This window comes from Bacillus sp. NTK071 (genome assembly GCF_017303315.1).
In the GTDB taxonomy this organism is placed as follows: Bacteria; Bacillota; Bacilli; order Bacillales; family Guptibacillaceae; genus Guptibacillus.
This window is the reverse complement of sequence record NZ_JAFKOI010000002.1, coordinates 170,006-192,655: the sequence shown is the minus strand read 5'-3', so window position 1 is coordinate 192,655 and position 22,650 is coordinate 170,006. Positions and strand designations below refer to the sequence as shown.

Below are 22,650 nucleotides of genomic sequence, written 5' to 3'. Positions count from 1 at the left end.
AAACAAAAGCTGTGAAGGTAATACACGAGTATTTTGTTCCCAATGCCACCTCATCAATGTACTCAGTAGTTGTGAGATTTTCGAATGTGAAAACTGTAATATAATGGTAAAACCATCTACTCATTACTCAACCTACCATAAGGCTTATCTTGCATATCCCATAGTCTACCGAGAAAATAAACATCTTTAAAGGATGAGATATAATGAATCGCTTTTATGAAGTAAAAGTTCAAAAAGTAGATAAGCTAACATCTGATATAAAAAGGTTTACATTTATATCGGAAAGAACTGGACTTCCTTCTTTTGGAGCAGGATCGCATATCAGCCTCCACCTTCCTATGGGTACTCGGCAATACTCCCTGATCAATAATCCTTTAGATATGAAGAATGAATATGTGATTGCAGTTAAGAAGAGCGGTCAACAAGAAGGCGCCTCTTCTTACCTGCATGAGAATATCCAAGAAGGAGATCTAGTAAAGGTATCACCTCCACATAACTATTTTCCGTTAAGACTAGAGGCAAAACACCACGTCTTCTTTGCAGCGGGAATAGGCATTACGCCTTTTTGGTCAATGATGGCATACTTAACAAGTTTAGGAGAGTCCTTTGAACTTCACTACGTTGCATCAAGCGAGGACGATTGCCCATTTTATAACGAGATGAATGACATGTATCCGAATCAAATCATCTATTATTTCATGTCGAGGGATAGCAAAAATAAGAAGTTAAAAGGAGCTCTAAAATCCTTGAAAGTAGGAACTCATATTTATATATGTGGACCTCCATCTTTTATGAATTTCATAGTAGATCATTGCATAGAACTCGGTTATCCCAAAAAATATATTCATGAAGAACGATTTAAACCAGCAACGGCCAAAGAAAAACCTCAGCCATTCATGGTGACAGTTAACACTAAGCAATCCATCCAAGTTGATAAAGATCAAAGCTTATTAGACGCTCTTCACAAAGCTGATATACCATTATCATTTGCTTGTCGTATAGGGATTTGCGGTTCCTGCGAAGTAAAGGTATGTAATGGAGTAGTACTACATAACGACACTTGTTTAACAGATAATGAAAAACAGGATAAAATGCTTGCATGCGTTTCAAGAGGAATAAATCATATTTCTATAGCGGTGGAGTGAGGCGGTTTAATAGGTGCTTTTGGAGTAATTATTTCCATACTGGAAGAATCGGAAATGTGGGTTTCAACTGCATGTGAATCTTTACTTTTAAAATGGCCCTTGTAGAAGAAGGGTTTGCAGCTTCGGTATTGGCAAATTTATCATTGTATAGATGTTTCAATTATATTTATTATCAGGGGGATGAAAAGTTGGGATTATTTTTTTATCTTACGATCGTGATTGGTTTCTCGCTCATCTATTATGGCTATGTAAAGAAAACAGAAAGAGATATAAAAATGAAAGAGCTAGATCTTGAAGCGAAAAAGGTTGAGTTGGAAATGAAGAAGTTGGAGTATCGTCAGTACAGCAGTGAAATAGAAGAAAAGTAAACGCTTTATTTTGGAGTACAAAGGAACGGTCGTACTCCAAATTTGAGGTGAGGTTAAGGCTCGGTATAGTAGCCACCCCATTGATAGTAATCCATCTGCACTTCTTTCATTATTGGGTAGCTTAGCATAAAACTTAGAGTAACTTAAAGAAATTGGAAATTAGTGAAACCTAATCTGTTACACTACGTAAATTTAGTAGAAAAAGGAATAGGGGGATTTTAATGAGTAAATCAATATTACATATTGAAGGACTAATTGTATTACTTGTTTCTGTGTATTTTTATGCTCACCTAGACGCGAGTTGGTGGCTATTCTTCCTTTGTTTACTTGTTCCAGATATTTCTATGTTGGGTTACATATTTAACAACGCAACAGGTTCAATTATTTATAATATTGGGCATACGTATATCATCCCATTATTACTCGTCATTCTTAGTCTTATTTTAAAGCAAGATTTGATGATGATATTAAGCCTCATATGGATTGCACACATTGGAATGGATAGGACAATTGGTTACGGTTTGAAGTATCCAAATAATTTTAAAGATACCCACTTGCAAAAAGCCTAGACTCGATACCCATTCTAAGATGTATTTGTGAGTTGTCAAATAAGATATTTAGGAAAACTGGTATAGAACTGCTCTTATTCTTCGTAATTCGTCCCTACTAGGTTGATTATAAGGATTCCAAAAAAACGAACAACTTAATGAATACTAGCATTCATTAAAGCCGGAGCAGCGATCGCATGATAAATGTAGGATCTTCATTTACGGGAGCTATAATTGTAACAAATAGTTGGATTTGTGTATGCAGTATTAGTATCTAAAAGTACACAAGTCTTAGAAAAGATTGTTGCTATTGAAAGAATTTCTTATATAAAAAGCCACACTTCGCTAATTGGAGCGGAAGGATGCTCGACTCCTGCGGGACTAGCGGGAAAGGTGAGACTCCACTGAAGCGGAAATTAACCCACGCTTATAGCAACAATATCTAAGAAAAGAGCCTTTACTTATGACGCAAACACTTCATTCCTCACTCTTAACTAACTGAATTTTTTGAGGGCTAGTTTTAGCTAATCGTTCTATGATACCTCGTGCTTCAAGATCGAGTTTGACACTAGTTACATACCAGCTAGGGGACCCATCTAGTATTCCATTTAAACGATGAGAACTTTCTTTAGAAAGGTTTTTAAAGGTAATAATGTTGTTTTCTTTAATTATATCTAGTATTGTTTTTTTCACTAAATTATACTTTTCTTTATTTATAGAAGGCATTTCCTTTTCATTTGGATGCAATAACTGTATTCGATCTTCCATTGGATATATCTCCTTTGTTATTTGGTGATGTTTACCAACTTTATAATACTATATTTAACCTTATATTGCTTTACTACACTGTTAGTTTTGATAGTATCTCTTAGCTATGCTCAGAGGTAATATTAGAGTAATCCACTATATATTTAAAGATTTTTATAAAAAAGACAGTTAATAAATGGATTCTTAAGTTTACAATTTCTTCACTGTTTCTAGGACTTCTGCTTCATTGTTAATCATTTCCATGGTGGTTACAATGAAAAGGAATGAATATTCATTCCGAAATACATGAATGAAAGGAGGATGTGTTTGAGGACCTCGAACAAGAAAGATAATGTTATGAACAGTGCTCTTGCTTTATTTGCTGAGCGTGGATTTGATGCAACGACTGTTCCAATGATAGCTACTGCAGCGAATGTAGGTGCTGGCACGATATATCGATATTTTGAGAATAAAGAGGTTCTCGTTAACACCCTCTTTCAGAATTGTATAAGTACATTTACAAAAACGATTGAGGATGAATTTCCTTTTAACCAATCCATCCGTAAACAGTTTCACCATATTTTTAAAAGCATGATCTTGTTTACGAACAAGAATGAACATGCGATGTATTTTATTAAAAAGCATAGTGCTGGCCACTTTCTTAATGATCAAAGCCAGGCTGATTTTACTCAGCTCCTAAATCTTTTCAAAACCTTTTTTGATACTGGAAAACAGCAATTTGTTATTCGAAACCTGCCCTCTGAAGCTTTAATAGCTATTGTCTATGGCGCATTTCTAGAAATTCAGGATCTTGTAAGAGCAGGAGGGCTTAATCCAGACCAGGAGATTCTATTAGGTATAGAAGAAAGCTTATGGGACTCCGTGAGACGTCATTCGTGAAGAGCAAGTGCACTCCCTAGTGCGAAATGAATGAATGTTCATTCCGTGCCAATTTATAGATGAGGTGATTGATATATGACAACTAAGAAATCGATTCCACAGCCGAAGACATACGGCCCATTAGGAAGCCTTCCTCTTATTGATAAAGAAAAACCAATTCAATCTTTTATGGAACTAGCTAAAGAATTTGGACCAATTTATCAGTTTCAATTTCCCGGTCGAACCAGCACGTTCGTTTCAAGTGCAGCCCTTGTTGCGGAAATTACTGATGAAAAACGCTTCGATAAAAAAGTAGGTCCAGTACTTCAGAAAGTCCGCGCTTTTGGTGGAGATGGCTTATTTACGAGTGAAACCGAAGAGCCGAACTGGAAAAAAGCTCACAATATTCTATTGCCAAGTTTTAGTCAGCAAGCAATGAAAGGTTATCATTCTAAGATGGTTGACATTGCTACACAGCTTATTCAAAAATGGGCTCGACTCAATTCTGATGAAGAAATTGATGTACCCGAAGATATGACGCGTTTAACTCTTGATACGATTGGCCTTTGTGGATTTGATTTTCGCTTTAATAGTTTTTACAGGGAGAACAACCACGAATTTGTCGACGCAATGGTCCGCGCTCTAGATGAAGCCATGAATCAATCACAGCGTCTAGGGGTTCAAGACAAGCTGATGGTGCGCTCCAAGAAACAATTTAGAGAAGATATTGACTATATGTTTTCACTTGTTGATAGCTTAATTCTCGACCGTAAGCAAAAAGGTGATCAGGGTGAAGATGACCTTTTAGCTCATATGTTAAAAGGAAAAGATCCTGAAACCGGTGAGCCCCTGGATGATGAAAATATTCGTTTCCAAATTATCACATTCCTTATTGCCGGGCATGAAACTACAAGCGGATTGCTTTCATTTGCACTTTACTTTTTAATGAATAACCCTAATAAACTCAGCAAAGCACAGGAAGAAGTCGATCGTGTTGTAGGAGATGCGATTCCTGATTATAAACAAGTAAAACAGCTGAAATATGTACGGATGATCCTAAATGAAACCCTTCGTTTATGGCCAACGGCTCCAGCATTTTCTCTATATGCGAAAGAAGATACAACATTGAATGGAGAGTATGAAGTAGAAAAAGGCGATGAGTTCACGCTCTTACTTCCTGAACTGCATCGTGATACCTCTATTTGGGGTGAAGATGTGGAGCGTTTCGTGCCTGAACGCTTTGAAGACCCTTCTTCTATTCCAGTCCATGCTTATAAGCCATTCGGAAATGGTCAGCGTGCATGCATTGGACAACAATTTTCTCTTCATGAAGCGACTCTTGTGCTAGGAATGATTATCCAGCACTTCGATCTTATCGATCATGCGAATTATCAACTAGATGTTAAAGAAACATTAACGCTGAAACCTGAAGGTCTTAAAATGAAAGTGAAGCAAAGAAAAGAATCCATTTCTTTAGCGGTTGGAACTTCTGAATCTGTGGATAAAGATAAGAAAGCAACCCCTGTAGCTGTAGAAAATGCCCATGGTACGCCTCTTCTTGTCTTATATGGTTCAAATCTAGGAACTGCAGAAGGAATTGCACGAGACCTTGCTGAGACAGGCCGCCGAAAGGGCTTCAGTACAGAAGTTGCCCCATTGAATGATTATGTGGATGCTCTTCCACAAAGTGGAGCTGTCTTAGTCGTATCAGCGTCTTACAATGGGAATGCACCAGATAACGCAGATAAATTTGTGGAATGGCTTACTCAGGTTGAAGAAGGAGCCGTGAACGGTGTGCAATATGCAGTATTTGGTTGTGGTGACCGGAATTGGGCGAATACTTATCAGCGCATTCCTACTATAATTGATGAACAGCTGATGAAGAATGGCGCAAAGCGAATTGCACATACCGGATTTGGGGATGCAAGTGATGATTTTGAAGGCGATTATGAGACATGGGAAGCAACTTTATGGGAGTCACTAGCAGATGCAATGAATATCGAATTAAGTGGAAACAACGAAGAAAACAGCCTGATCTCAATGAGTTTCGTTAGTGGTGTGAGTGATACGCCTTTAGCAAGATCTCATCATGCATTCACAGCGATTATTAATCGAAACATGGAACTACAGCATACAGAAAGCGGAAGAAGTACTCGTCACATCGAGCTCATGCTTCCTGATGGCGTTTCGTATAAGGAAGGTGATCATGTCGGTATCCTTCCGCAAAATAGTGATGAGATGGTGAATCGAGTCCTAGAACGCTTTTCTTTAAATGGACAGGACCACGTACTATTGACTGGAGAATCTGGTAAAGCCGCTCATCTTCCAACAGACAAACCCGTGAAGCTACAGGAATTGCTTTCTTCTTATGTAGAGCTTCAAGAACCAGCTACCCGTTCACAAATTCGTATGCTCGCTGCATATACCGTATGCCCACCGCATGTCACTGAGCTCGAACAATTGCTTGAAGACAATACGTATAAAAGTGAAGTTCTTGAAAAAAGGGTAACGATGCTTGAGCTAGTTGAACAGTACATGGCGTGTGAGATACCATTTGAACGATTCATCGCTCTGCTTCCACCGTTGAAAGCTCGTTACTATTCTATTTCAAGCTCTCCGTTGTATAGAGAACGTGAAGCAAGCATAACCGTGAGTGTTGTGCGTGACAAAGCCTGGAACGGTAATGGCGAGTACAAAGGCGTCGCATCAAACTATCTGGCAAATTGTGAATTTGGAGACAAAATAGCGTGCTTTATCAATACACCTCAGTCGAACTTCCAGCTACCAAAGAATACGGAAACACCGATTGTTTTAATCGGTCCAGGCACAGGCGTGGCACCATTTAGAGGCTTCATTCAGAACCGTCGTGAATTAAAGAAACAGGGCAATTCCCTAGGTGAAGCTCATCTCTACTTCGGCTGTCGGAATCCTGAACATGACTTTTTGTATCAAAAAGAATTAGAGCAGGCAGAAAAAGACGGCCTTGTCACGCTTCATACTGCTTTTTCTCGTTGTTCAGATCAACCAAAAACGTATGTTCAGGATCGACTATCTGAAAATGCTACTGAGATCCTACCGCTCTTAAAAGAAAGTGGACACTTATACATTTGTGGTGACGGAAGTAAAATGGCACCAGAAGTTGAGCAAACGCTTATCTCGAGTTTCGCTTCATTCTTTAACACAACTGAAAAAGAAGCAATTCAATGGTTAGAAGAATTAGAACGTGAAGGCCGATATGCGAAGGATGTGTGGGCTGGAGTATAATAAGGAACGACAGCGAACCCAATTGGGTTCGCTGTTTTTTCATACAAAGACGTCTAATAATCAATATAATTACGGAAAAGAAAATAATTTCAATTGTTGTAGTTTGGTATAGTTAAAAAAGTGTTAAATTGGATGGAAGCTTACCTTTATTAAATAGGTTCATTGTGAAAATAAAAGATTGAGTTAATCCCTTGTTTTTGAAATAATTGGTATTGGTATTGAAGAGGTGTGACATAGAGCTGAAGAGAGTGTTTTAATCGTAGTTTGCGAACTGAATTTCTTCAACTAGCTTTGATAAACATTAAGATCGATATAATTCCGTTGATAAACAATTGAATGGGGAGATGAGGTGGTATGGGTCATGTCTCAAAATAAACAGAGTTTGTTGAACTTGAAAGAGATTTCAGTTAAAGGGAAGTGCAGTTCTAGGAGAAATCTATAAGTAAATGGATGAAGTAAATGATAACGTTATTATTTTTCACATGCCTACAAAATAAATAGTGATAACGAATATCATTATTAATGATGATGAGGTGTCATAAAAGAATGCTAATTAAAATTTTTCCTGAGATGTGGAATACTAAGAGGCTCGTTATAAATGATCTTAAAGATAACGAAATTCATATTGTCCAGAAGTTATATGAACAGGGTAGTTATATTCAACAATGGGACGGAAGCGATTTTGATAACAAGTATATTCAACGTTGTATTACTTCAGGTGACTTACCTCCCAATGGGATAGTAGAACAATTTAGGATTCAAGTAATACGGATAAAAGATACTGAACCGATTGTTGGTATACTTAACACCTACCACGGACACCCGAATCCTGAAACATTTTACATTAATTATCTATACATTGACAAAAAGTATCAATCACAGGGGCTTGGAACAGAGCTTGTTAATGGGTTGTTAGGTATTTTGATTCAGACCAAATATGATGCAGTTCGTGCGAATGTATCAGTGAAAAACTGGCCAGCTATTCGATTTTGGACACAACTAGGTCTAACTACGATAAAGGGTTTTTTTGGGGACAGAGTACACTCTGATTCTACTTTCGCTGACATCGAGCTATGTAAACAATTGTAATAGTTTAGGCTATATAGACAACGAATGATAAAAGGAGAAAGTTATGAGTAATCGATTCAAAAACAGACGAAGAAGAAAGCTAAAAAGGAAAGTACGCATCGGTCTATCTGTGTTTCTATTAATGATAATTAGTGTTGCTGGCTATTTATTCTTCCAGATATATGACACAGCGAAGCAATCTTTTAATGAACTCGACCGAGAGAATGAGATGTCAGATTTGCGAGATGCAAGAGTCGACATAGGAAAGGATCCAATTTCGATTTTACTTCTAGGAATCGAGAATTATTCTTCAGATGGGAAAGGTGGAAGAGCAGATACTCAAATCGTACTAACCCTTGATCCTAAATCAAAAAATGTCACTATGACCAGTATACCAAGAGATACGAAAGTGGAGATATCTGAAGATAAAGTTAGCGCTGAATATGCTGGCAGTCATAAAATTAATTCAGCTTATACGTACGGATATCTTAGTCAGTACGGAGCCAATAAATTAGCTGTAGAAACAGTGGAAGATCTATTAAATATTCCGATTGATAGATATGTTGCAGTTGATTTTGATGGATTCCACGATATTGTAGACGCAGTAGGCGGAGTTACAGTTGATGTGAAGTATCCATTTTGGGAGAAGAATTACTACTCGAATGATCGAATTTATTTCGATGAAGGAGTAACTGAAATGAATGGAGATGAGGCACTCGCGTTTGTACGAATGAGGAAGCGTGATGTGAATACGGTCTATTCAAGAGAAGAACGTCAGAAACAGTTTATTAAAGCGACTGTCGATGAAGTCAAATCAGGAGATACGATTTTTGAGATTAATAAGATTTCAGATGTGTTGAAAAACAATGTCGAGACAAATTTTAAACCAGGGGAAATACTAGCCCTTCAGAGGAAATTCAAATCAATGGGTTCAACGTCCATTGAAACGAAGGAAATAAGTGGAACTACACCTGAAGGAGGCGGTCCTTCTTACTTTATACCAGATCTCGATCAGTTAGAAATTTTGAAGAGAGAATTAAAAGACTCTCTTAATCTATCATGAAGTTTCATAAGACTTTTAGAATCGGCTTATCTTGAGTTCGGTTTTTGTTCAAAGAAAAGGAGCGCTTACTGAACATAGTGTAAGTGCTCCTTTTAATATTAGGTTTAGTTGTCATATTGGTTAATGGTTTACTATCTTTTGAATGGCTAATAAAACATGGTCGATATCCTTCCTCGTAATACTATTGTTCGTAACAAATCGAATAATGTTCGGACCGAATTGACCTGCTAATATATCATATTCTTTTAAATGTTTTATAAAATGCTCAGTTGTTACATTAGATTTAGTAATGTCTAATAAAATAATATTTGTTTCTACAGTATTTTCAATTACTATACCCTCAATATTTTGAAGTCCTTCAGTAAGTTGCTTTGCATTTTCATGATCTTGCTTAAGAAGCATTACATTTTCTTCGAGGGCTATAATACCAGGTGCAGCTAGCACTCCAACTTGTCTTAGTCCACCACCTAATCGTTTGCGCCACTTCCTAGCTTGTGAAATAAATTCAGAAGAACCTGCAATAATTGAACCAACAGGTGCCCCCAACCCTTTAGATAGGCAAAATTGTACTGAATCGGCATACTTTGCAAATTCTTTTACTGGTATTTGAGAAGCAACAGAAGCATTGAATAGTCTTGCTCCATCTAAGTGAACTGGAATGCCATGATTGTTTGATAGTTGATAGATTTGCTCCATGTTATCAAGAGGAATAATCGCTCCACCTGCTTTATTGTGCGTGTTTTCTATGCATATAAGACCAGTTTCAGGCTGGTGAATATCGTCGCCTCGGATAGCTGCTTCAACATCACCTGGTTTCATAGCTCCATTCTCGCCATCTAAGGTCTTGATTTGTACTCCAGCGAATGCAGACAACGCTGCAGCTTCGTAAAGAAAGATGTGCGCTTGTGCTTCCATGATTACTTCTTGTCCAGGCTGACAGTGTACTAGTCCGGCAATTTGATTTCCTTGCGTACCACTTGTTACAAATAAGGCATCTTCTTTTCCAAGGATATTCGCAGCTATTTCTTCTAGCTTGTTTACCGTTGGATCTTCTCCGTAAACATCATCCCCTACTTCAGCCTCGTACATCGCTTTCCTCATCTTTTCACTTGGTTTTGTTACGGTATCACTGCGTAAGTCTATCACGATTCGTCCTCCCCATTTCGTTTACAATAAAAAATGGACAATTTAATGCATAGAAAGTATAAAGTTATTTTGTTTGTGAATCAAGTTAGGACATAAGAAAAGTCAACATCGGAGCGTGTTATTACTTGCAAGTATGTTTAGGAAGTGGAGCATGTTAAAAAAGTCTAATAATTATATATTTAATTTGGTGACAATCCCAGTTTAGGAGGTAGATATTATGAAGAACGATAAATTTAGTGTCTATTAATGAAAAAAGTTACCTCACAACAAGGTAACTTTTTTCTCGTTATTCTAACTCAACTAATAATGCATTTCCTTTTTCGCTTACTTTAATAATTGCTATCGTTTTATCCTCGAATACCTGACCTGTTCTTTCTTCAATGAAGAAACTCTCTATTCCATATTGAACATCGTCTTCGCCGTACGTTACACCATTAATTAGGATATCGTCATCCGAAGGTTCGTATGGTTTATTCCAATTGCCTTCGATCTTATAATATCCCCCGTAATGATAGGTCCCTTGACGAGTGGGGGATAGTACAACTTTTATCTTTTTATTAGCCGGCAGTTCTGTTGCTTCAGGCAACGTTGAGATATCGTAACGGAGGGTCACATAGTCACCTTGTAACATAGAGCGAGGATCAATAGGTACAAGTGCAAGACGAATTTCTTTTCCGTTTTGAATCGTAGTCTCGTTTTTCATGCCATTATAAGTAACGAACGCAACCATTACTACGACTACTAACCATATAGATTTCCACTTCTTTGCGACGAAAGTGGGCTTTCCAACAGTAGTTGATGCGTACTTTCTTGATACTACTCGCGTAATTAATAATACGACAATACCAGCCACCAACAGTGTAATTGATTTATGAACCAGTGACCATGCAATGTCGTAGTACTTATAGAACAGGAACGCATACCACAAGATGAGTCCTACCCAGTAACGAAACGCATTTGTCTGCCAGGGTTTGTAAAAGACAAGGGAAGTGGATAGAAGGAGAAACACACTATTGAGAAGCCAGTATAACCATTGTCCTTCAAAGAAGAACGTTAAGATGAATAGAGGCACTACACTATAGGCCAGTGCATTTCGATTGAACCATCCGTCATTTACTAGGATATGGATCAGTCCGTTACAGATGACGAGAACGATCAGCAGCAAAGGTTCATAGTGATCAATTGAAATGAATGACTCTTCAAGTTTAAATAGGAATAAGAACAATACTCCATTTGCGAGTAGATACGCATATGAACCAATCCATACGTTCTTTATGAATTTAAGTACGACATTTATCATACAAAAAGAGATGGCCATACCAACCATTGTTTCTAGTTTAAACCAATTAGAGAAAACGTCTATCAGGTTTGCTGATAGTAGGATTGACAACCCGGACAGGAGTAAGATATTTGATAAAAACGGAATTTTATCTTTTAGTGCGATACCTGGTAGTAACAGCAAAAATATAGAAGAGAACATAAGAGCAAGGACATTGTCCCAATTGAAGATTAGAAACATGATACCGGAAAACGAAGAGATTAACATCACGGTACTAACTACAGTTACGATAAAAAGTACGGATGATTTAAATACGCGTTTCCAAGTTTCTGAACCCTTTTCACTTAGTTCCAATCTAGAAATATACTTAATTGTGAGGAATACAATTAAGCCTACAACAGCTAATAAGAAAAATGGCAGAAGGTCACCTAATACATCGGCTAATCCTCCCAATAGTTTACCGAATAGGAATAATCCAAGTGCTATACCTGTTAAGATAAAAAGTTCCTTTTGTTCGCGACGCTTCCAAAGAAACACACTTATCAAGCTGTATCCAAAATAGAGCCAAGCGATGAACGTACTGTACTCCCAGTAGCCAAAACTTGAGGCGAGAAATACGATATGAATGAACACAAAGCTCCCAAACGTAATCCATTTTGACTGCAGCAGGGGGGAGCGAGAGAGAAAAAACCACGCATGGGTGAATAGTAGATAGATAATTACTAGAGACAATGCAGTTACTGGTTTCCAATCAGGAAAATAGGAGGTTGGAAAGACATAGAAATTAAAAGCGAGCTGACTTAATAAAAAGCCTAGTACATAGAATGGTTTGTATCTCGTTAGTACGCCAAAAACCATTGCTGGTATCAACCAGAAGACATATAGAAGATACGAATCCGCATGTGAATTATAAGTTTGACCGATGATTGCCACACTAATACCAAACGCAATCGTTCCTATCATCCAGAGCCATTTTTCTAGAAATTTGTGTGAATGCTGGAAGCGGCTGAGAATAGTAGATAATATGAAGAACAACAACATGAGCCCAACAGCTAGCCCAATCTTTTCAATGCGTTCAATTCCTTGCCAATTAGATGCGAAGAAATAGATTACACTACTGATCATTAAAGATAAACCTAGTAAGTATCCTGTATGAATCCGCTTTAAATTCATTAACTCCCTCCTCTAATTAAAGTCGTTTAACAAATGTCGCGTTACATGGAGTATATGTCATCTGGACTGTTAATACCTCAAGTATACCAAACCCCTAAACGGACTTTACCCACATAATTCTAATAGGTCTCCTACTTATGAAATAAAAGATTGAGATATTCCTAACATTTTGAAATAATTGGAATTGAAGAGTTGAGCCGTTAACCGAACTACAAGTATAACGTTTTAAGGGAGATGAATTGATGGAGTACAAAATACGGAAAATGGAAAAAGCGGATATTAAGGAAGTTCAGCAAGTCGCTAAAATAAGCTGGAACACGACATATGAGAAGATTCTCCCTCTTGAAATTCAGGGTAATTTTTTAAGGACAGCTTATAGTGATGAAATGATGTTAAAGCGTATGGATGTATCGTTCTTATATGTGGCTGAGAAAGACAGGGGAATTGTTGGTTTTGCTAATTTCTCTACAGTTAAAGAACAAGGAGAAGTCGAACTAGGGGCTATATACTTATATCCAGAATATCAAGCCAAGGGTATTGGGACTGCCTTGCTCCAAGAAGGCATCAAGAACCTAAAGGGTGCTAATTCACTTTTTATTAATGTTGAAAAAGAGAATAATGTAGGAACAAATTTTTATTATGCAAAAGGGTTTAAAATCGTTTCACAATTTGATGATAATCTTGAAGGTCATATAACTAAGATGTTGAGAATGGTTAAAAGTATTTAAAGTGTTTGAAGTTAGGTAGACTTGTAACAATAATAGGAGCAGAGACAAAATTATTGAAGGAGGTGCTGAAATTGAATGCTAATTTTAGTATAGAGGAATATTCAGAGGCATACGAAGAACAGGTTTCTGAACTCATAATACATATACAGCAAGATGAATATAATATTCAAATTACTAAAGAAGACCAACCAGATTTGCTCAAAATCACTTCGTTTTATCAGGTTGGTAAGGGGAATTTTTGGATAGCAATATTCGAAGATAAAGTAATTGGAACGATTAGCTTACTAGACATAGGCAACAACCAAGTTGCTTTAAGGAAGATGTTTGTAGACAAAAGCTTTCGAGGGACTGAATTCAAAGTCGCAAAGATGTTATTAAGCAAAGCTATCGAATGGGCTAATGATCATTCATTACAAGCAATTTATCTAGGTACTACTCCACAGTTCAAAGCTGCGCATAGATTTTATCAAAAAAATGGATTTATAGAATTAGAAAGAGAGAATTTACCCAGTGATTTTCCAATAATGAACGTAGATAAGAAATTTTATGAATTTACACTAAATAATGCTTAAGGATAAAGCGGTTGCTAAGTCATTCATGTTGAGGAATAGCGTTAGAGTGGTTGAATTATCAAAGTTAAAGTAATTAAATGGAGGATCTGTTATGAAAACATGCCTTTTTTTACTTGGTGGCTTGATAATCGGCATAACACTTTCTTACTTTCTCTTAGAGTATAATGGTTGAATAATTCAGTAGAGCGCGAGAAATTGATTCTGACAAACCAGGATACATCACCAGAGAATATCATCTTTTCAAAGAAAGGTACTAAGATCATAGACCCTTTTCCACTTCTTTATACAGGAACTTCTTTAGCAGCTATAGATCAGTTGGTGGAACATAAATCTAAGGAAACATAATTCTAAGTATTTTGACGATTATAGGTGGTTACTATGGATATTACAATTGAAGAATTACAACTTGCAGATGCTAGAAATCTATTTGAGTTTGAAATCGTGAATAGAGAATATTTTGAAGCTATGGTACCAAGTCGTGGTGATGGGTTCTATAATTATGAATGTTTTATAGAGAAGTTAGGTTCTTTACTACAAGAACAAACTCAAGGACTATCTAGCTTTTTCTTAATTAAAAATAGCGATGGATTGATTCTTGGTAGAATCAATATAGTGGATATTGATCAATTCCAAAGTCTAGGTTCCATCGGTTATAGAGTAGGAAAAGACCAGGCAGGAAAAGGAATCGCTCAAAAAGCATTAAAGCTACTTATAGAAGAAATGAGAAATCAAGGGATTAAGCAAATCCTTGCCAAGACGACATCTAATAACATAGCATCACAAAGAATATTAGAAAAAAATGGATTTAAAAAAACAGCAACAAGTGAAGAAGAAATGATGATGAACGGACAAAGTTTAAAGTTTGTACATTATAAGCGACTAATTTAGATTAATCAATTAATAGTCTTACCTATAAGTATGGAAATAAGGGTGTCATTTACAATGCTATGTTGTACAATTAACCCAGGATAAATTTTCAGAATATTTAATTTAAGAAGGAGGACATATGAAACTAGGTGCATTTTCTGTAAGTTTAAGCGTAAAGGACATTGTAAAATCAAAATCATTTTATGAGACCTTAGGATTTGAAGCTTTTGGTGGAGATCTTAATCAAAATTGGCTTATTATGAAAAATGATAGTTGTGTAATTGGGCTTTTTCAGGGGATGTTTGATAATAACATTCTCACATTTAATCCAGGTTGGAGCCAAAACGCTGAAAATCTAGATTCATTTACGGATATTCGGGATCTTCAACACCAGCTTAAAGAACAAGGAATTGAAATAATATCTGAAGCTGATGAAACTAATACAGGTCCAGCAAGTTTTACAATTAAGGATCCTGATGGAAATGCAATTCTAGTCGATCAACATAGATAAGAGCGATATAGGATTTTAAAGTAAAGAATACTGGATTCTAACTGAATCATTGATTAAAAAGAAAGAGATTGGAGGCTTGTGCCATCCAATCTCTTTTTAGTGTTTCTTACTAGTTAACTAAGAAGCAATTCTATCTGCTTCTTCAAGTCAGAGGTAAAGCTTTTATTCGTACTATAATAAAACGTATTTGGCTCATCTAAGATGTGTATGTTTAAGAGCCCAACTCCTCTAAGGATGGACAAATGATGATGAATATTACCTTTTGCCATTCCGATTTCCGAAACAATGTCAGTAAATGTAAATGCACCTTTAGATAAGAGGTGTAAGATCTTTAACCGTTTTTCATCGCCTAATGCTTTAGTCATTTTGAGTACTCCATCAAATTGAATTTGATTGTTATTAACTGGGTATGTGATGTACAACTTATCTTTAAACTGGTCGACTAATGACATCGGCTGAAAGTGAAAAGCAGGGATGAGACAAACACTTGTTACCTTCTCGGTTTCGATGATGAATCGACTTGTTTGTTGAACCATCGCTTTTGCCGAATATTTTTCTATAGAATTTGCTTTTTCTTCAGCATCCTGCTTTAGAAATTCGAGGAATTGAAGGTCTGTATGTTGAAAGTATTGTTCATTCCAAGCTTTTAATAATGTAATAGATCTATTTCTTTGTAAGGATAGATCTGTTGGTAGGGTTATCTTATTATCTAGCAATGGAGCAACACGTTCATAAATCTCACCTGCTGACATGGCTGCTAACCAGTCGAAGAAAGACGTAATATCATGTTGTGCAGGTGACTGTTCAATCAACAGTACCATTAAATCTTCGAAGAAAAGGTTTTCTTTTAACTTTATTGCTTCTTTTAGCTCAGGAGTAATGGTTGTCTCTACTTCCTCTGGCCATTTAGAACCTAATTCTAAATACTTCATAAAGGTTTGCCTTTTATATAAAGAAAAGCTTAAAAGCAATTCATAAACAGGAGAGTACAATATTTCTAATTTATAAGACATTAGCCTTCCTCCTCATTTTTTTTACTATTCTACCATAAATAGTTTCAATTAAAAATAATTGAATTATTTGTTTTGTTTATATTGAATATATAATTAAGTTCAATTAATATTGAACTATAACCTGAAGGGGAGGATTCTATTATGAAATTTGTTGATCTACAAAAACACGTTATTGAGCTTGTTCAGGAGGATAGAAGTACTGAGGCTTTAATGGTAATGGAAGAAGCTAAGAAAAATTACCCTAATAAGATTGATCGATTGGGTCATTGGAAAGCTAATTTATATTCAATTGAGGGCAAAAGCGAAGAAGCGCTTGCTGAATTGAATCAAGTTCTCGCAAGTGGTTTTTGGTGGAATCCAGAAATACTGACTACAGATCCTGAGTTAGGTATTTTAAAAAATTCATCTGAATTCAAGAATATCGTAAGTAAGTGTCAGCTTATGTTTGAAGAAGGGAAAGAAGCTGCTCACGCAGAATTGAAGGTCTTGGGTAACTCTCTCGCGGATACTGTCATTTTTCCATTACATTGGAAGGGTTCAAATATAGAAGACTTTTCTAAGCAATGGTCGGAAGAAGTACTAATATCTAATTACTTATTAGGAATACCTCAATCTTCTCAGCTATTTAGCTACGCTTGCTATTCTTGGGATGATATAGACATTGCTTCAAGAGATGTCAGAACTACGTTTAATGAATTTGAAAAGAGCTATAACTTGAATGGTAAGGATATTATTATTGCAGGAGCTTCCCAAGGGGCGAATATCGCAGCTCAGTTAAGCTTGAAGAGTGATGTAGAAGAGTTTGATGAATTTATTGCGATTGTTCCTGCATTTGAGATTAGTGAACTAGAAAATATCTTAACGACAAATCTCAATGGAAAAGCGAGAGGGTGCATCATAACTGGTGATAAGGATCCATATTATGAAAATGTACTGAAAGCGGTTACGCTCTTTGAAGCTTATAATATACCATGCAAATTAATAGTAATTAAAGATATGGGACATACATTACCAAATGATTTCCAAGAGGTGTTGGAGGAAGCTGTTAACTTTGTAACAAACATAGAGACTGAGGAAAGTATGGCTAATAGTAGAGCATCAAACTAAAAAAAACAAAAGGAAATCATTAATTGGTTGTGAAGAAAATGATTAAAGGAGTGAGGTAAAATGAACGTCAAAGAATCGTTGCAAATATTGAAACAAACGATATTTCAAAAGCAACATTCTTCTACAAAGACATTTTGGTACTTGATTAACTAATGAATTATAAAGGAAAAATCAACTATACAAATTAGCATTGCGACACAGGGAGGTTTCGATACACCAATTCCTGATTTATCAATTGAGGTAGATGACCTTGAAGAAGCCTTGATCCGAGTGAGAAAAGCTGGTATTCCTATAGAGTATGGGCCAACAGAAGAGCCGTGGGATGTTAAACGTTTCTATGTAAAAGATCCATTTGGAAAACTTATTAATATTCTGAGTCACTAACCGGTGGTCTACAACGATCGATACTATGTTAATTAATTTAAAGTATTAAAAGACAGTTATCTGCAAAAAAGATAATTGTCTTTTTTCTATCTTTTGTCTAAAAATTGTGTTATCTTATATCTGAAGGATATATATCAAAAAGATATAGGTGATGAAGAGTTGAATAAGGAAAATAATACAAAATATGCAATTTTAGGATTGCTAACAACTGATTGCACGACAGGTTACTCGATTAAACAAATGATTGATAGAAGTCTAAATCATTTCTGGAAAATTAGTTATGGTCAAATCTACCCGATTCTTAAAAATTTGGTTGAAGAAGGATATGCTTCGGTTCGAGTTGCTAAACAAGAAGATAAACCTGACAAAAAAGAATACAGCATAACAGCTGAAGGTGAGCACGAACTCCAATCTTGGCTACAAAAGCCATTGCAGGAAATCCCAATAGAAAAAAACGAGTTACTACTTAAGCTTTTTTTCAGTCGCCATCAGGATGTCGAACACTCTATTGAACTTTTAAATCAACAGCAAAACAAGCTTCTAGAAAGGTACAATACGTATTTGGGAATTAAAGATATGATCACTAACGAATTAAATGATGAATTGGATTCGGTCTTTTGGATTTTAACTTTAGACTATGGGTTAGTAACGACAAGTGCAGCAATCGATTGGTGTGAGGATTCAAAGAGTAAATTAAGAAATCAAAAGGAGGAATAACGGTGACTAAAATTTTTCCAGGAAGGTTTACAGTCGAGAGTGAGGATAAGTTCACAGTTTTTATAATAGGAATGCGAATTAATAAATGGTGGGCCATCCACAAATGGCTACCGGTTTTGTTAGCAATGCCTCCTATGATAAAGGAACTTTATGTGAATAAGGATCTTGGCTGTTTATCTTTGGAGAATTTTTTTAGTTTACGTACTACCCTTATGATTCAATATTGGCGTTCTGAAGATGACTTGCTTTCTTATGCGAGAAGTGCAAAACATTTAAAAGCTTGGGGTGATTTCAATAAAAGAGTCGGAAACAACTCATCTGTTGGAATATATCATGAAACGTATACCATTTCAGGTCACAATTTTGAGACCCTCTATGGTAATATGCCTAAATTTGGTTTAGCGAAAGCAATAAATCATACTGCGGTTATTCCAGTAACAAGTACTGCAAAGCAACGACTGAGCAAATAACAAGTATGAATTTCAGAAAAAATAAGTGAATATAAGAAGACCGTATCATGCGTAGAGATAATTCGTGGTACGGCTTTTTTTAATGGCTCATTTCGTAGACATTGTGGCTATTAGATTAGTGGTTAATTTCCGCTCCAATTTGCAAAGTGTTGTTTTTAAAACTGTTTCAAAAACAACAATCTTTTAGAAAAGAGTCTTTTTTTGTAAACGTCTCACCCATTTTTCAAAAAACTCTTCTCAAACTATACTATATTGGATATACTAATACTGTACTATATATATTAATACAGTTAATACAGATGAATGACGTGATATATGGAGGTGAAGTAATGTTTGAATTGGATTTTAGAAGTCGAAAGGCCATCTACGTACAATTAGTAGATAAAGTGAAACAACTCATTATTAAAGATGTCCTTAAAGATGATCAAAAACTTCCTTCTGTCCGAGAACTTGCCCATCAGCTAACGATTAACCCCAATACAATACAAAAAGCATATAGAGAGCTAGAGTCTCAAGGATATATCTATTCTGTGAAAGGAAAAGGAAGCTTCGTTCATCCATCGAAAAAATTGGAGAATGTAGAGGAGTTGAAGAAAGTGCGAGAGCAATTGAAGAAGTTACTAGCAGAGGCTATTTATCTTGGTATGACAGCTGAAGAAATTGAGTTGCTTATTAATGAAATAGATGGAGGGAGACAGGATGATTAACGTAAGAGGAATACATAAAATCTTTGATAAAAATAAGATTCTAAACGATGTGAGCTTTACTGTTGCTCAAGGTTCAATTTATGGATTGCTAGGATCGAATGGAGCTGGGAAAACAACGTTGATGCGCATCATAGCTGGTATTCTTAAACCAGATGATGGTCAACTTCATGTACTAGAAGAAAGCGTCTTCGAAAATGTTTCAATTAAAAAAAGAATAGTTTTTGTTCCAGATGCTCCTTATTACTTACCACAATATACAGTAAGGCAGATGGCGAATTACTATCGGGATTTATATGAGGGCTGGGATGAGGATCATTATGTAAAGCTGCAGGAATCGTTTAATTTGGATGAAAATAAAAAAATAAGTCAGTTTTCAAAAGGAATGCAAAGACAAGTCGCCTTCTGGTTGTCCTTGTCTATTAAGCCAGATGTTCTGATTCTTGATGAACCTTTTGATGGATTAGATGCAGTAATGAGAAAGAAAGTGAGAAGCTTAATCATTCAGGATGTAGCTGATCGTGAAATGACTGTGTTGATCTCATCTCATAACTTGCGTGAAGTAGAGGATATTTGTGACCATGTTGGGATTTTACATGATGGTAGAATTCTACTTGAACGCGATCTGGATGAATTAAAAGCTGACGTGCATAAAGTTCAAGTAGCGTTTAAAGAAGAGGATGAGAAACTCTTAGAAAGTAATTTAACTATTTTACATCAGGAGAAAAGAGGTAGTGTCCTTCTAATGATTGTGAAAGGGGAGGAACAGAAAGTGATTACCGAAATTCAAAAGTATTCTCCAATCGTTTTTGATCGTTTGCAACTAACGTTAGAAGAGATATTTATTTACGAAATGGGAGGTGTAGGGTATGCCATCGATAACGTCCTCGTTTAGAAAGGAATTATTCAAACAGAACTTTAGAAATGTAGGGTGGATCAGTATTTTATATTTGGTTGGCCTTTTATTCACGTTGCCTTTACAACTAGCGATGGCGTTAAGTAACGATTATGGTATAAGTTCAAACGTTGCAGGCCTTTTCGATCATACTTTCATCTTTGAGTTTCAAGCTCTTTTCTTGTTTATCACACCCGTTCTGATGGCGGTCTTCTTGCTTCGGTATATGCATGTGAATGCTTCATCTGACTTTATGCATAGCTTACCAATACGTCGCGAAGCTCTTTACCGACACCAAGTAGGTTCTGGAATATTCTTATTAGTTATTCCGATAGTAATTATAAGTATTATCATGTTTATGTTCTACATATTTGTCGATGTATCAAACTTCTATACACTTGGAGATTTAGGATACTGGATGCTATTGATGGTGGTTGTTACTTTGCTTACGTTCATAACAGGCGTTTTCGTTGGAACACTAACTGGATTATCGGCTGTTCAGGGAGTGCTGACTTATATACTCCTACTTTTTCCAGCAGGTATATATGCTCTAATTACGTTCCATGTTAGCTTTTTTATATCTGGTTATGCAGAATTGAATCATTTGAATCAAACATTTGAGTATTTTTCTCCTATTACTGATGTATTAGAAACGAATCAATTCCCAGGTCAAGAAGAAATCCTAAGAGTTAACTACCTATCGTTAGCTATTTATTTTGTTATTTCGATTCTACTTTATTTTATTGCAAGGTTAATTTATCAGAAACGACCACTTGAATCAGCTACGCAGGCGATAGCATTACATTCGCTAAAACCCGTTTTGAAGTTCAGTATGACACTTTGCTTCGCATTGTTTGTGGGGATGTATTTTGGTGAGACACAATCATCGATAACGTGGATTGTAGTGGGCTATTTACTTGGTATTATTATTGGCTACTTGTTAGCGTCTATGCTGATTGCAAAAACCTGGCGTGTTTTCACATTCGAACATGCAAAGGGGATTCTAGTTTATGGGGTCGCTGCTAGTTTAATAGCTTCAATTATTCCGGTATTCTGGCAAAAATATGAAAGCTATGTTCCTGCATTAAACGAAGTTGAACATGTTTATATAGGAGATACTTATTACGAATATGAAGATGCAATGTTAAATAATAAAACAGTCTCTTTCATTCGATCGGAAGACACAATTAATGCGATACGCACATTGCATAAAGAATTTATTCGACAAGGAGATCCATTGAATAGAAGTGGAAGGCAATATTTTATTTCATACAAAATGAAGAATGGAGAAGAGGTTCAGCGGACATACCAAATTAATCCTAAAGATGTAAACTCAGAACTTAAAGAAGTATGGGAAACAGAAGAATTTAAAAAAATAGCTTACCCTACTATGAATCTTGATCGATTAAGAGTTGAGAAAGTAAGCATTCGTCCACAGGGGCCAGATGATACAGAAGCGGTCATTGTTGATCCTAAGAAGATCAATGAATTCTTCACTCATATGGAATCGGATATTAATGCTCTTTCATTCGAAGAGATGATGAGTCCCGTAGGCTTACAATCGTACGTTTTAGTAACATTAGATAATGAAACAGAAAGTGAAGAATACACTTATCATCGCAATATGATGATTCCGACTTCTTATAAGAACACTACTAAATGGTTAAAAGAAGTAAATCTATATGATAAAGCGTTCCTAAATATTGATGAAATCGATCATCTGAATGTCTATTCTATGGAAATTGGTCAAAGTCAGTATCCGGAAGATGTGTATCATCAAATGATGAATGGAGATTTATCGGCTGTAACGGAAAGACATTTGACAATAACCGATGATAAACAAATTGAGGAAGCGTTGAAGGGTGAGCGGAATGCAAGCGATGGTAGGTACGTAATTGGTATTCATTATGATGAAGGGAAGGATTTCTTTGATGTATTATCATTTAACAAAGAGGACGCGCCTGATTTTATTAAAGACTACTTCCAAGATGTAAAGTGAGGT

General features: G+C 36.1%; 23 protein-coding genes. 19 read left to right on the top strand and 4 right to left on the bottom strand.

What is annotated here, in order from left to right; genetic code table 11:
- Positions 1 to 203 precede the first annotated feature (203 nt).
- From JI666_RS05205 to JI666_RS05195, 3 genes are all read left to right on the top strand, one after another.
- Positions 204 to 1,145, top strand: coding sequence for a PDR/VanB family oxidoreductase (locus JI666_RS05205; RefSeq protein ID WP_206889621.1), 942 nt, complete (start codon positions 204 to 206; stop codon positions 1,143 to 1,145).
- 188 nt (positions 1,146 to 1,333) lie between these two features.
- Entirely contained in the window at positions 1,334 to 1,513 is a 180-nt protein-coding gene (locus tag JI666_RS05200; RefSeq protein WP_206889619.1) for a hypothetical protein, read from the top strand.
- 221 nt (positions 1,514 to 1,734) lie between these two features.
- Entirely contained in the window at positions 1,735 to 2,082 is a 348-nt protein-coding gene (locus JI666_RS05195; RefSeq protein ID WP_206889617.1) for a DUF4260 domain-containing protein, read from the top strand.
- Positions 2,083 to 2,538: 456 nt separating this feature from the next.
- On the opposite strand, the gene JI666_RS05190 is transcribed toward JI666_RS05195, so the two are convergent.
- Positions 2,539 to 2,829 (bottom strand): DUF6958 family protein, encoded by a 291-nt coding sequence (locus tag JI666_RS05190; protein ID WP_206889615.1) that lies wholly within the window; start codon positions 2,827 to 2,829, stop codon positions 2,539 to 2,541.
- 306 nt (positions 2,830 to 3,135) lie between these two features.
- On the opposite strand from JI666_RS05190, the gene JI666_RS05185 reads away from it, so the two are divergent.
- The 4 genes from JI666_RS05185 to JI666_RS05170 all read left to right on the top strand — a co-directional run bounded on the left by JI666_RS05185 (position 3,136) and on the right by JI666_RS05170 (position 9,082).
- Positions 3,136 to 3,708: a TetR/AcrR family transcriptional regulator gene (locus JI666_RS05185; RefSeq protein ID WP_286170602.1), complete on the top strand. Its 573-nt coding sequence runs from the start codon at positions 3,136 to 3,138 to the stop codon at positions 3,706 to 3,708.
- A 75-nt stretch (positions 3,709 to 3,783) separates the two neighbouring features.
- Complete coding sequence (locus tag JI666_RS05180) at positions 3,784 to 6,951, top strand: bifunctional cytochrome P450/NADPH--P450 reductase (RefSeq protein WP_206889612.1); 3,168 nt, start codon at positions 3,784 to 3,786, stop codon at positions 6,949 to 6,951.
- Positions 6,952 to 7,497: 546 nt separating this feature from the next.
- A complete protein-coding gene (locus tag JI666_RS05175) occupies positions 7,498 to 8,040 on the top strand; it encodes a GNAT family N-acetyltransferase (RefSeq protein WP_206889610.1) in 543 nt (180 codons plus the stop codon).
- A 43-nt stretch (positions 8,041 to 8,083) separates the two neighbouring features.
- Positions 8,084 to 9,082, top strand: a complete 999-nt coding sequence (locus JI666_RS05170) for an LCP family protein (RefSeq protein ID WP_206889607.1) — start codon at positions 8,084 to 8,086, stop codon at positions 9,080 to 9,082.
- Positions 9,083 to 9,202: 120 nt separating this feature from the next.
- Here JI666_RS05170 and ltaE read toward each other — a convergent pair whose 3' ends face one another.
- A complete protein-coding gene (gene ltaE / locus JI666_RS05165) occupies positions 9,203 to 10,228 on the bottom strand; it encodes a low-specificity L-threonine aldolase (protein WP_206889605.1) in 1,026 nt (341 codons plus the stop codon).
- Positions 10,229 to 10,514: 286 nt separating this feature from the next.
- On the bottom strand, positions 10,515 to 12,680 hold the full coding sequence (locus JI666_RS05160) for a GDYXXLXY domain-containing protein (protein ID WP_206889603.1): 2,166 nt from the start codon (positions 12,678 to 12,680) through the stop codon (positions 10,515 to 10,517).
- Positions 12,681 to 12,922: 242 nt separating this feature from the next.
- Here JI666_RS05160 and JI666_RS05155 point away from each other — a divergent pair, with 242 nt between their 5' ends.
- The 5 genes from JI666_RS05155 to JI666_RS05135 all read left to right on the top strand — a co-directional run bounded on the left by JI666_RS05155 (position 12,923) and on the right by JI666_RS05135 (position 15,358).
- Positions 12,923 to 13,408, top strand: coding sequence for a GNAT family N-acetyltransferase (locus JI666_RS05155; RefSeq protein ID WP_206889601.1), 486 nt, complete (start codon positions 12,923 to 12,925; stop codon positions 13,406 to 13,408).
- 71 nt (positions 13,409 to 13,479) lie between these two features.
- Positions 13,480 to 13,980, top strand: a complete 501-nt coding sequence (locus JI666_RS05150) for a GNAT family N-acetyltransferase (protein WP_206889600.1) — start codon at positions 13,480 to 13,482, stop codon at positions 13,978 to 13,980.
- 168 nt (positions 13,981 to 14,148) lie between these two features.
- Positions 14,149 to 14,325 (top strand): hypothetical protein, encoded by a 177-nt coding sequence (locus tag JI666_RS05145; protein ID WP_206889599.1) that lies wholly within the window; start codon positions 14,149 to 14,151, stop codon positions 14,323 to 14,325.
- Between the two features lie 33 nt (positions 14,326 to 14,358).
- Positions 14,359 to 14,868, top strand: a complete 510-nt coding sequence (locus JI666_RS05140) for a GNAT family N-acetyltransferase (protein ID WP_206889598.1) — start codon at positions 14,359 to 14,361, stop codon at positions 14,866 to 14,868.
- Positions 14,869 to 14,986: 118 nt separating this feature from the next.
- A complete protein-coding gene (locus JI666_RS05135) occupies positions 14,987 to 15,358 on the top strand; it encodes a VOC family protein (protein WP_206889597.1) in 372 nt (123 codons plus the stop codon).
- Positions 15,359 to 15,471: 113 nt separating this feature from the next.
- Here the strand turns inward: JI666_RS05135 and JI666_RS05130 are convergent, their stop codons facing one another.
- The gene (locus JI666_RS05130; RefSeq protein ID WP_206889596.1) at positions 15,472 to 16,371 is read right to left on the bottom strand and encodes an ArsR/SmtB family transcription factor; all 900 of its coding nucleotides are present in this window, start codon (positions 16,369 to 16,371) and stop codon (positions 15,472 to 15,474) included.
- A gap of 141 nt (positions 16,372 to 16,512) precedes the next feature.
- On the opposite strand from JI666_RS05130, the gene JI666_RS05125 reads away from it, so the two are divergent.
- From JI666_RS05125 to JI666_RS05095, 7 genes are all read left to right on the top strand, one after another.
- Complete coding sequence (locus JI666_RS05125) at positions 16,513 to 17,478, top strand: alpha/beta hydrolase (RefSeq protein ID WP_206889595.1); 966 nt, start codon at positions 16,513 to 16,515, stop codon at positions 17,476 to 17,478.
- 270 nt (positions 17,479 to 17,748) lie between these two features.
- Positions 17,749 to 17,862: a VOC family protein gene (locus JI666_RS21885; RefSeq protein WP_349769300.1), complete on the top strand. Its 114-nt coding sequence runs from the start codon at positions 17,749 to 17,751 to the stop codon at positions 17,860 to 17,862.
- A 159-nt stretch (positions 17,863 to 18,021) separates the two neighbouring features.
- Positions 18,022 to 18,579 carry a PadR family transcriptional regulator gene (locus JI666_RS05115; RefSeq protein ID WP_206889593.1) on the top strand — a complete coding sequence of 186 codons (558 nt, stop codon included), beginning with the start codon at positions 18,022 to 18,024 and terminating at the stop codon, positions 18,577 to 18,579.
- Positions 18,580 to 18,581: 2 nt separating this feature from the next.
- Entirely contained in the window at positions 18,582 to 19,049 is a 468-nt protein-coding gene (locus JI666_RS05110) for a DUF4188 domain-containing protein (RefSeq protein WP_206889591.1), read from the top strand.
- Positions 19,050 to 19,378: 329 nt separating this feature from the next.
- Positions 19,379 to 19,756, top strand: coding sequence for a GntR family transcriptional regulator (locus tag JI666_RS05105; RefSeq protein WP_206889589.1), 378 nt, complete (start codon positions 19,379 to 19,381; stop codon positions 19,754 to 19,756).
- Positions 19,749 to 20,648, top strand: coding sequence for an ABC transporter ATP-binding protein (locus JI666_RS05100; RefSeq protein ID WP_206889587.1), 900 nt, complete (start codon positions 19,749 to 19,751; stop codon positions 20,646 to 20,648). Before JI666_RS05105 ends, JI666_RS05100 begins: the two co-directional genes overlap by 8 nt.
- Positions 20,623 to 22,647: a DUF6449 domain-containing protein gene (locus tag JI666_RS05095; RefSeq protein WP_206889585.1), complete on the top strand. Its 2,025-nt coding sequence runs from the start codon at positions 20,623 to 20,625 to the stop codon at positions 22,645 to 22,647. The genes JI666_RS05100 and JI666_RS05095 overlap by 26 nt, the downstream gene beginning before the upstream one ends.
- Positions 22,648 to 22,650: the final 3 nt, after the last annotated feature.

Bases quoted from the DNA above. Each gene is read 5' to 3' on its own strand.
- JI666_RS05130 (WP_206889596.1), bottom strand. From the start codon at position 16,371: ATGTCTTATAAATTAGAAATATTGTACTCTCCTGTTTATGAATTGCTT.
- JI666_RS05190 (WP_206889615.1), bottom strand. From the start codon at position 2,829: ATGGAAGATCGAATACAGTTATTGCATCCAAATGAAAAGGAAATGCCT.
- JI666_RS05180 (WP_206889612.1), top strand. From the start codon at position 3,784: ATGACAACTAAGAAATCGATTCCACAGCCGAAGACATACGGCCCATTA.
- JI666_RS05105 (WP_206889589.1), top strand. From the start codon at position 19,379: ATGTTTGAATTGGATTTTAGAAGTCGAAAGGCCATCTACGTACAATTA.
- JI666_RS05135 (WP_206889597.1), top strand. From the start codon at position 14,987: ATGAAACTAGGTGCATTTTCTGTAAGTTTAAGCGTAAAGGACATTGTA.
- JI666_RS05195 (WP_206889617.1), top strand. From the start codon at position 1,735: ATGAGTAAATCAATATTACATATTGAAGGACTAATTGTATTACTTGTT.
- JI666_RS05155 (WP_206889601.1), top strand. From the start codon at position 12,923: ATGGAGTACAAAATACGGAAAATGGAAAAAGCGGATATTAAGGAAGTT.
- JI666_RS05170 (WP_206889607.1), top strand. From the start codon at position 8,084: ATGAGTAATCGATTCAAAAACAGACGAAGAAGAAAGCTAAAAAGGAAA.
- JI666_RS05095 (WP_206889585.1), top strand. From the start codon at position 20,623: ATGCCATCGATAACGTCCTCGTTTAGAAAGGAATTATTCAAACAGAAC.
- JI666_RS05160 (WP_206889603.1), bottom strand. From the start codon at position 12,680: ATGAATTTAAAGCGGATTCATACAGGATACTTACTAGGTTTATCTTTA.
- JI666_RS05125 (WP_206889595.1), top strand. From the start codon at position 16,513: ATGAAATTTGTTGATCTACAAAAACACGTTATTGAGCTTGTTCAGGAG.
- JI666_RS05100 (WP_206889587.1), top strand. From the start codon at position 19,749: ATGATTAACGTAAGAGGAATACATAAAATCTTTGATAAAAATAAGATT.
- JI666_RS05205 (WP_206889621.1), top strand. From the start codon at position 204: ATGAATCGCTTTTATGAAGTAAAAGTTCAAAAAGTAGATAAGCTAACA.
- JI666_RS05140 (WP_206889598.1), top strand. From the start codon at position 14,359: ATGGATATTACAATTGAAGAATTACAACTTGCAGATGCTAGAAATCTA.
- JI666_RS05175 (WP_206889610.1), top strand. From the start codon at position 7,498: ATGCTAATTAAAATTTTTCCTGAGATGTGGAATACTAAGAGGCTCGTT.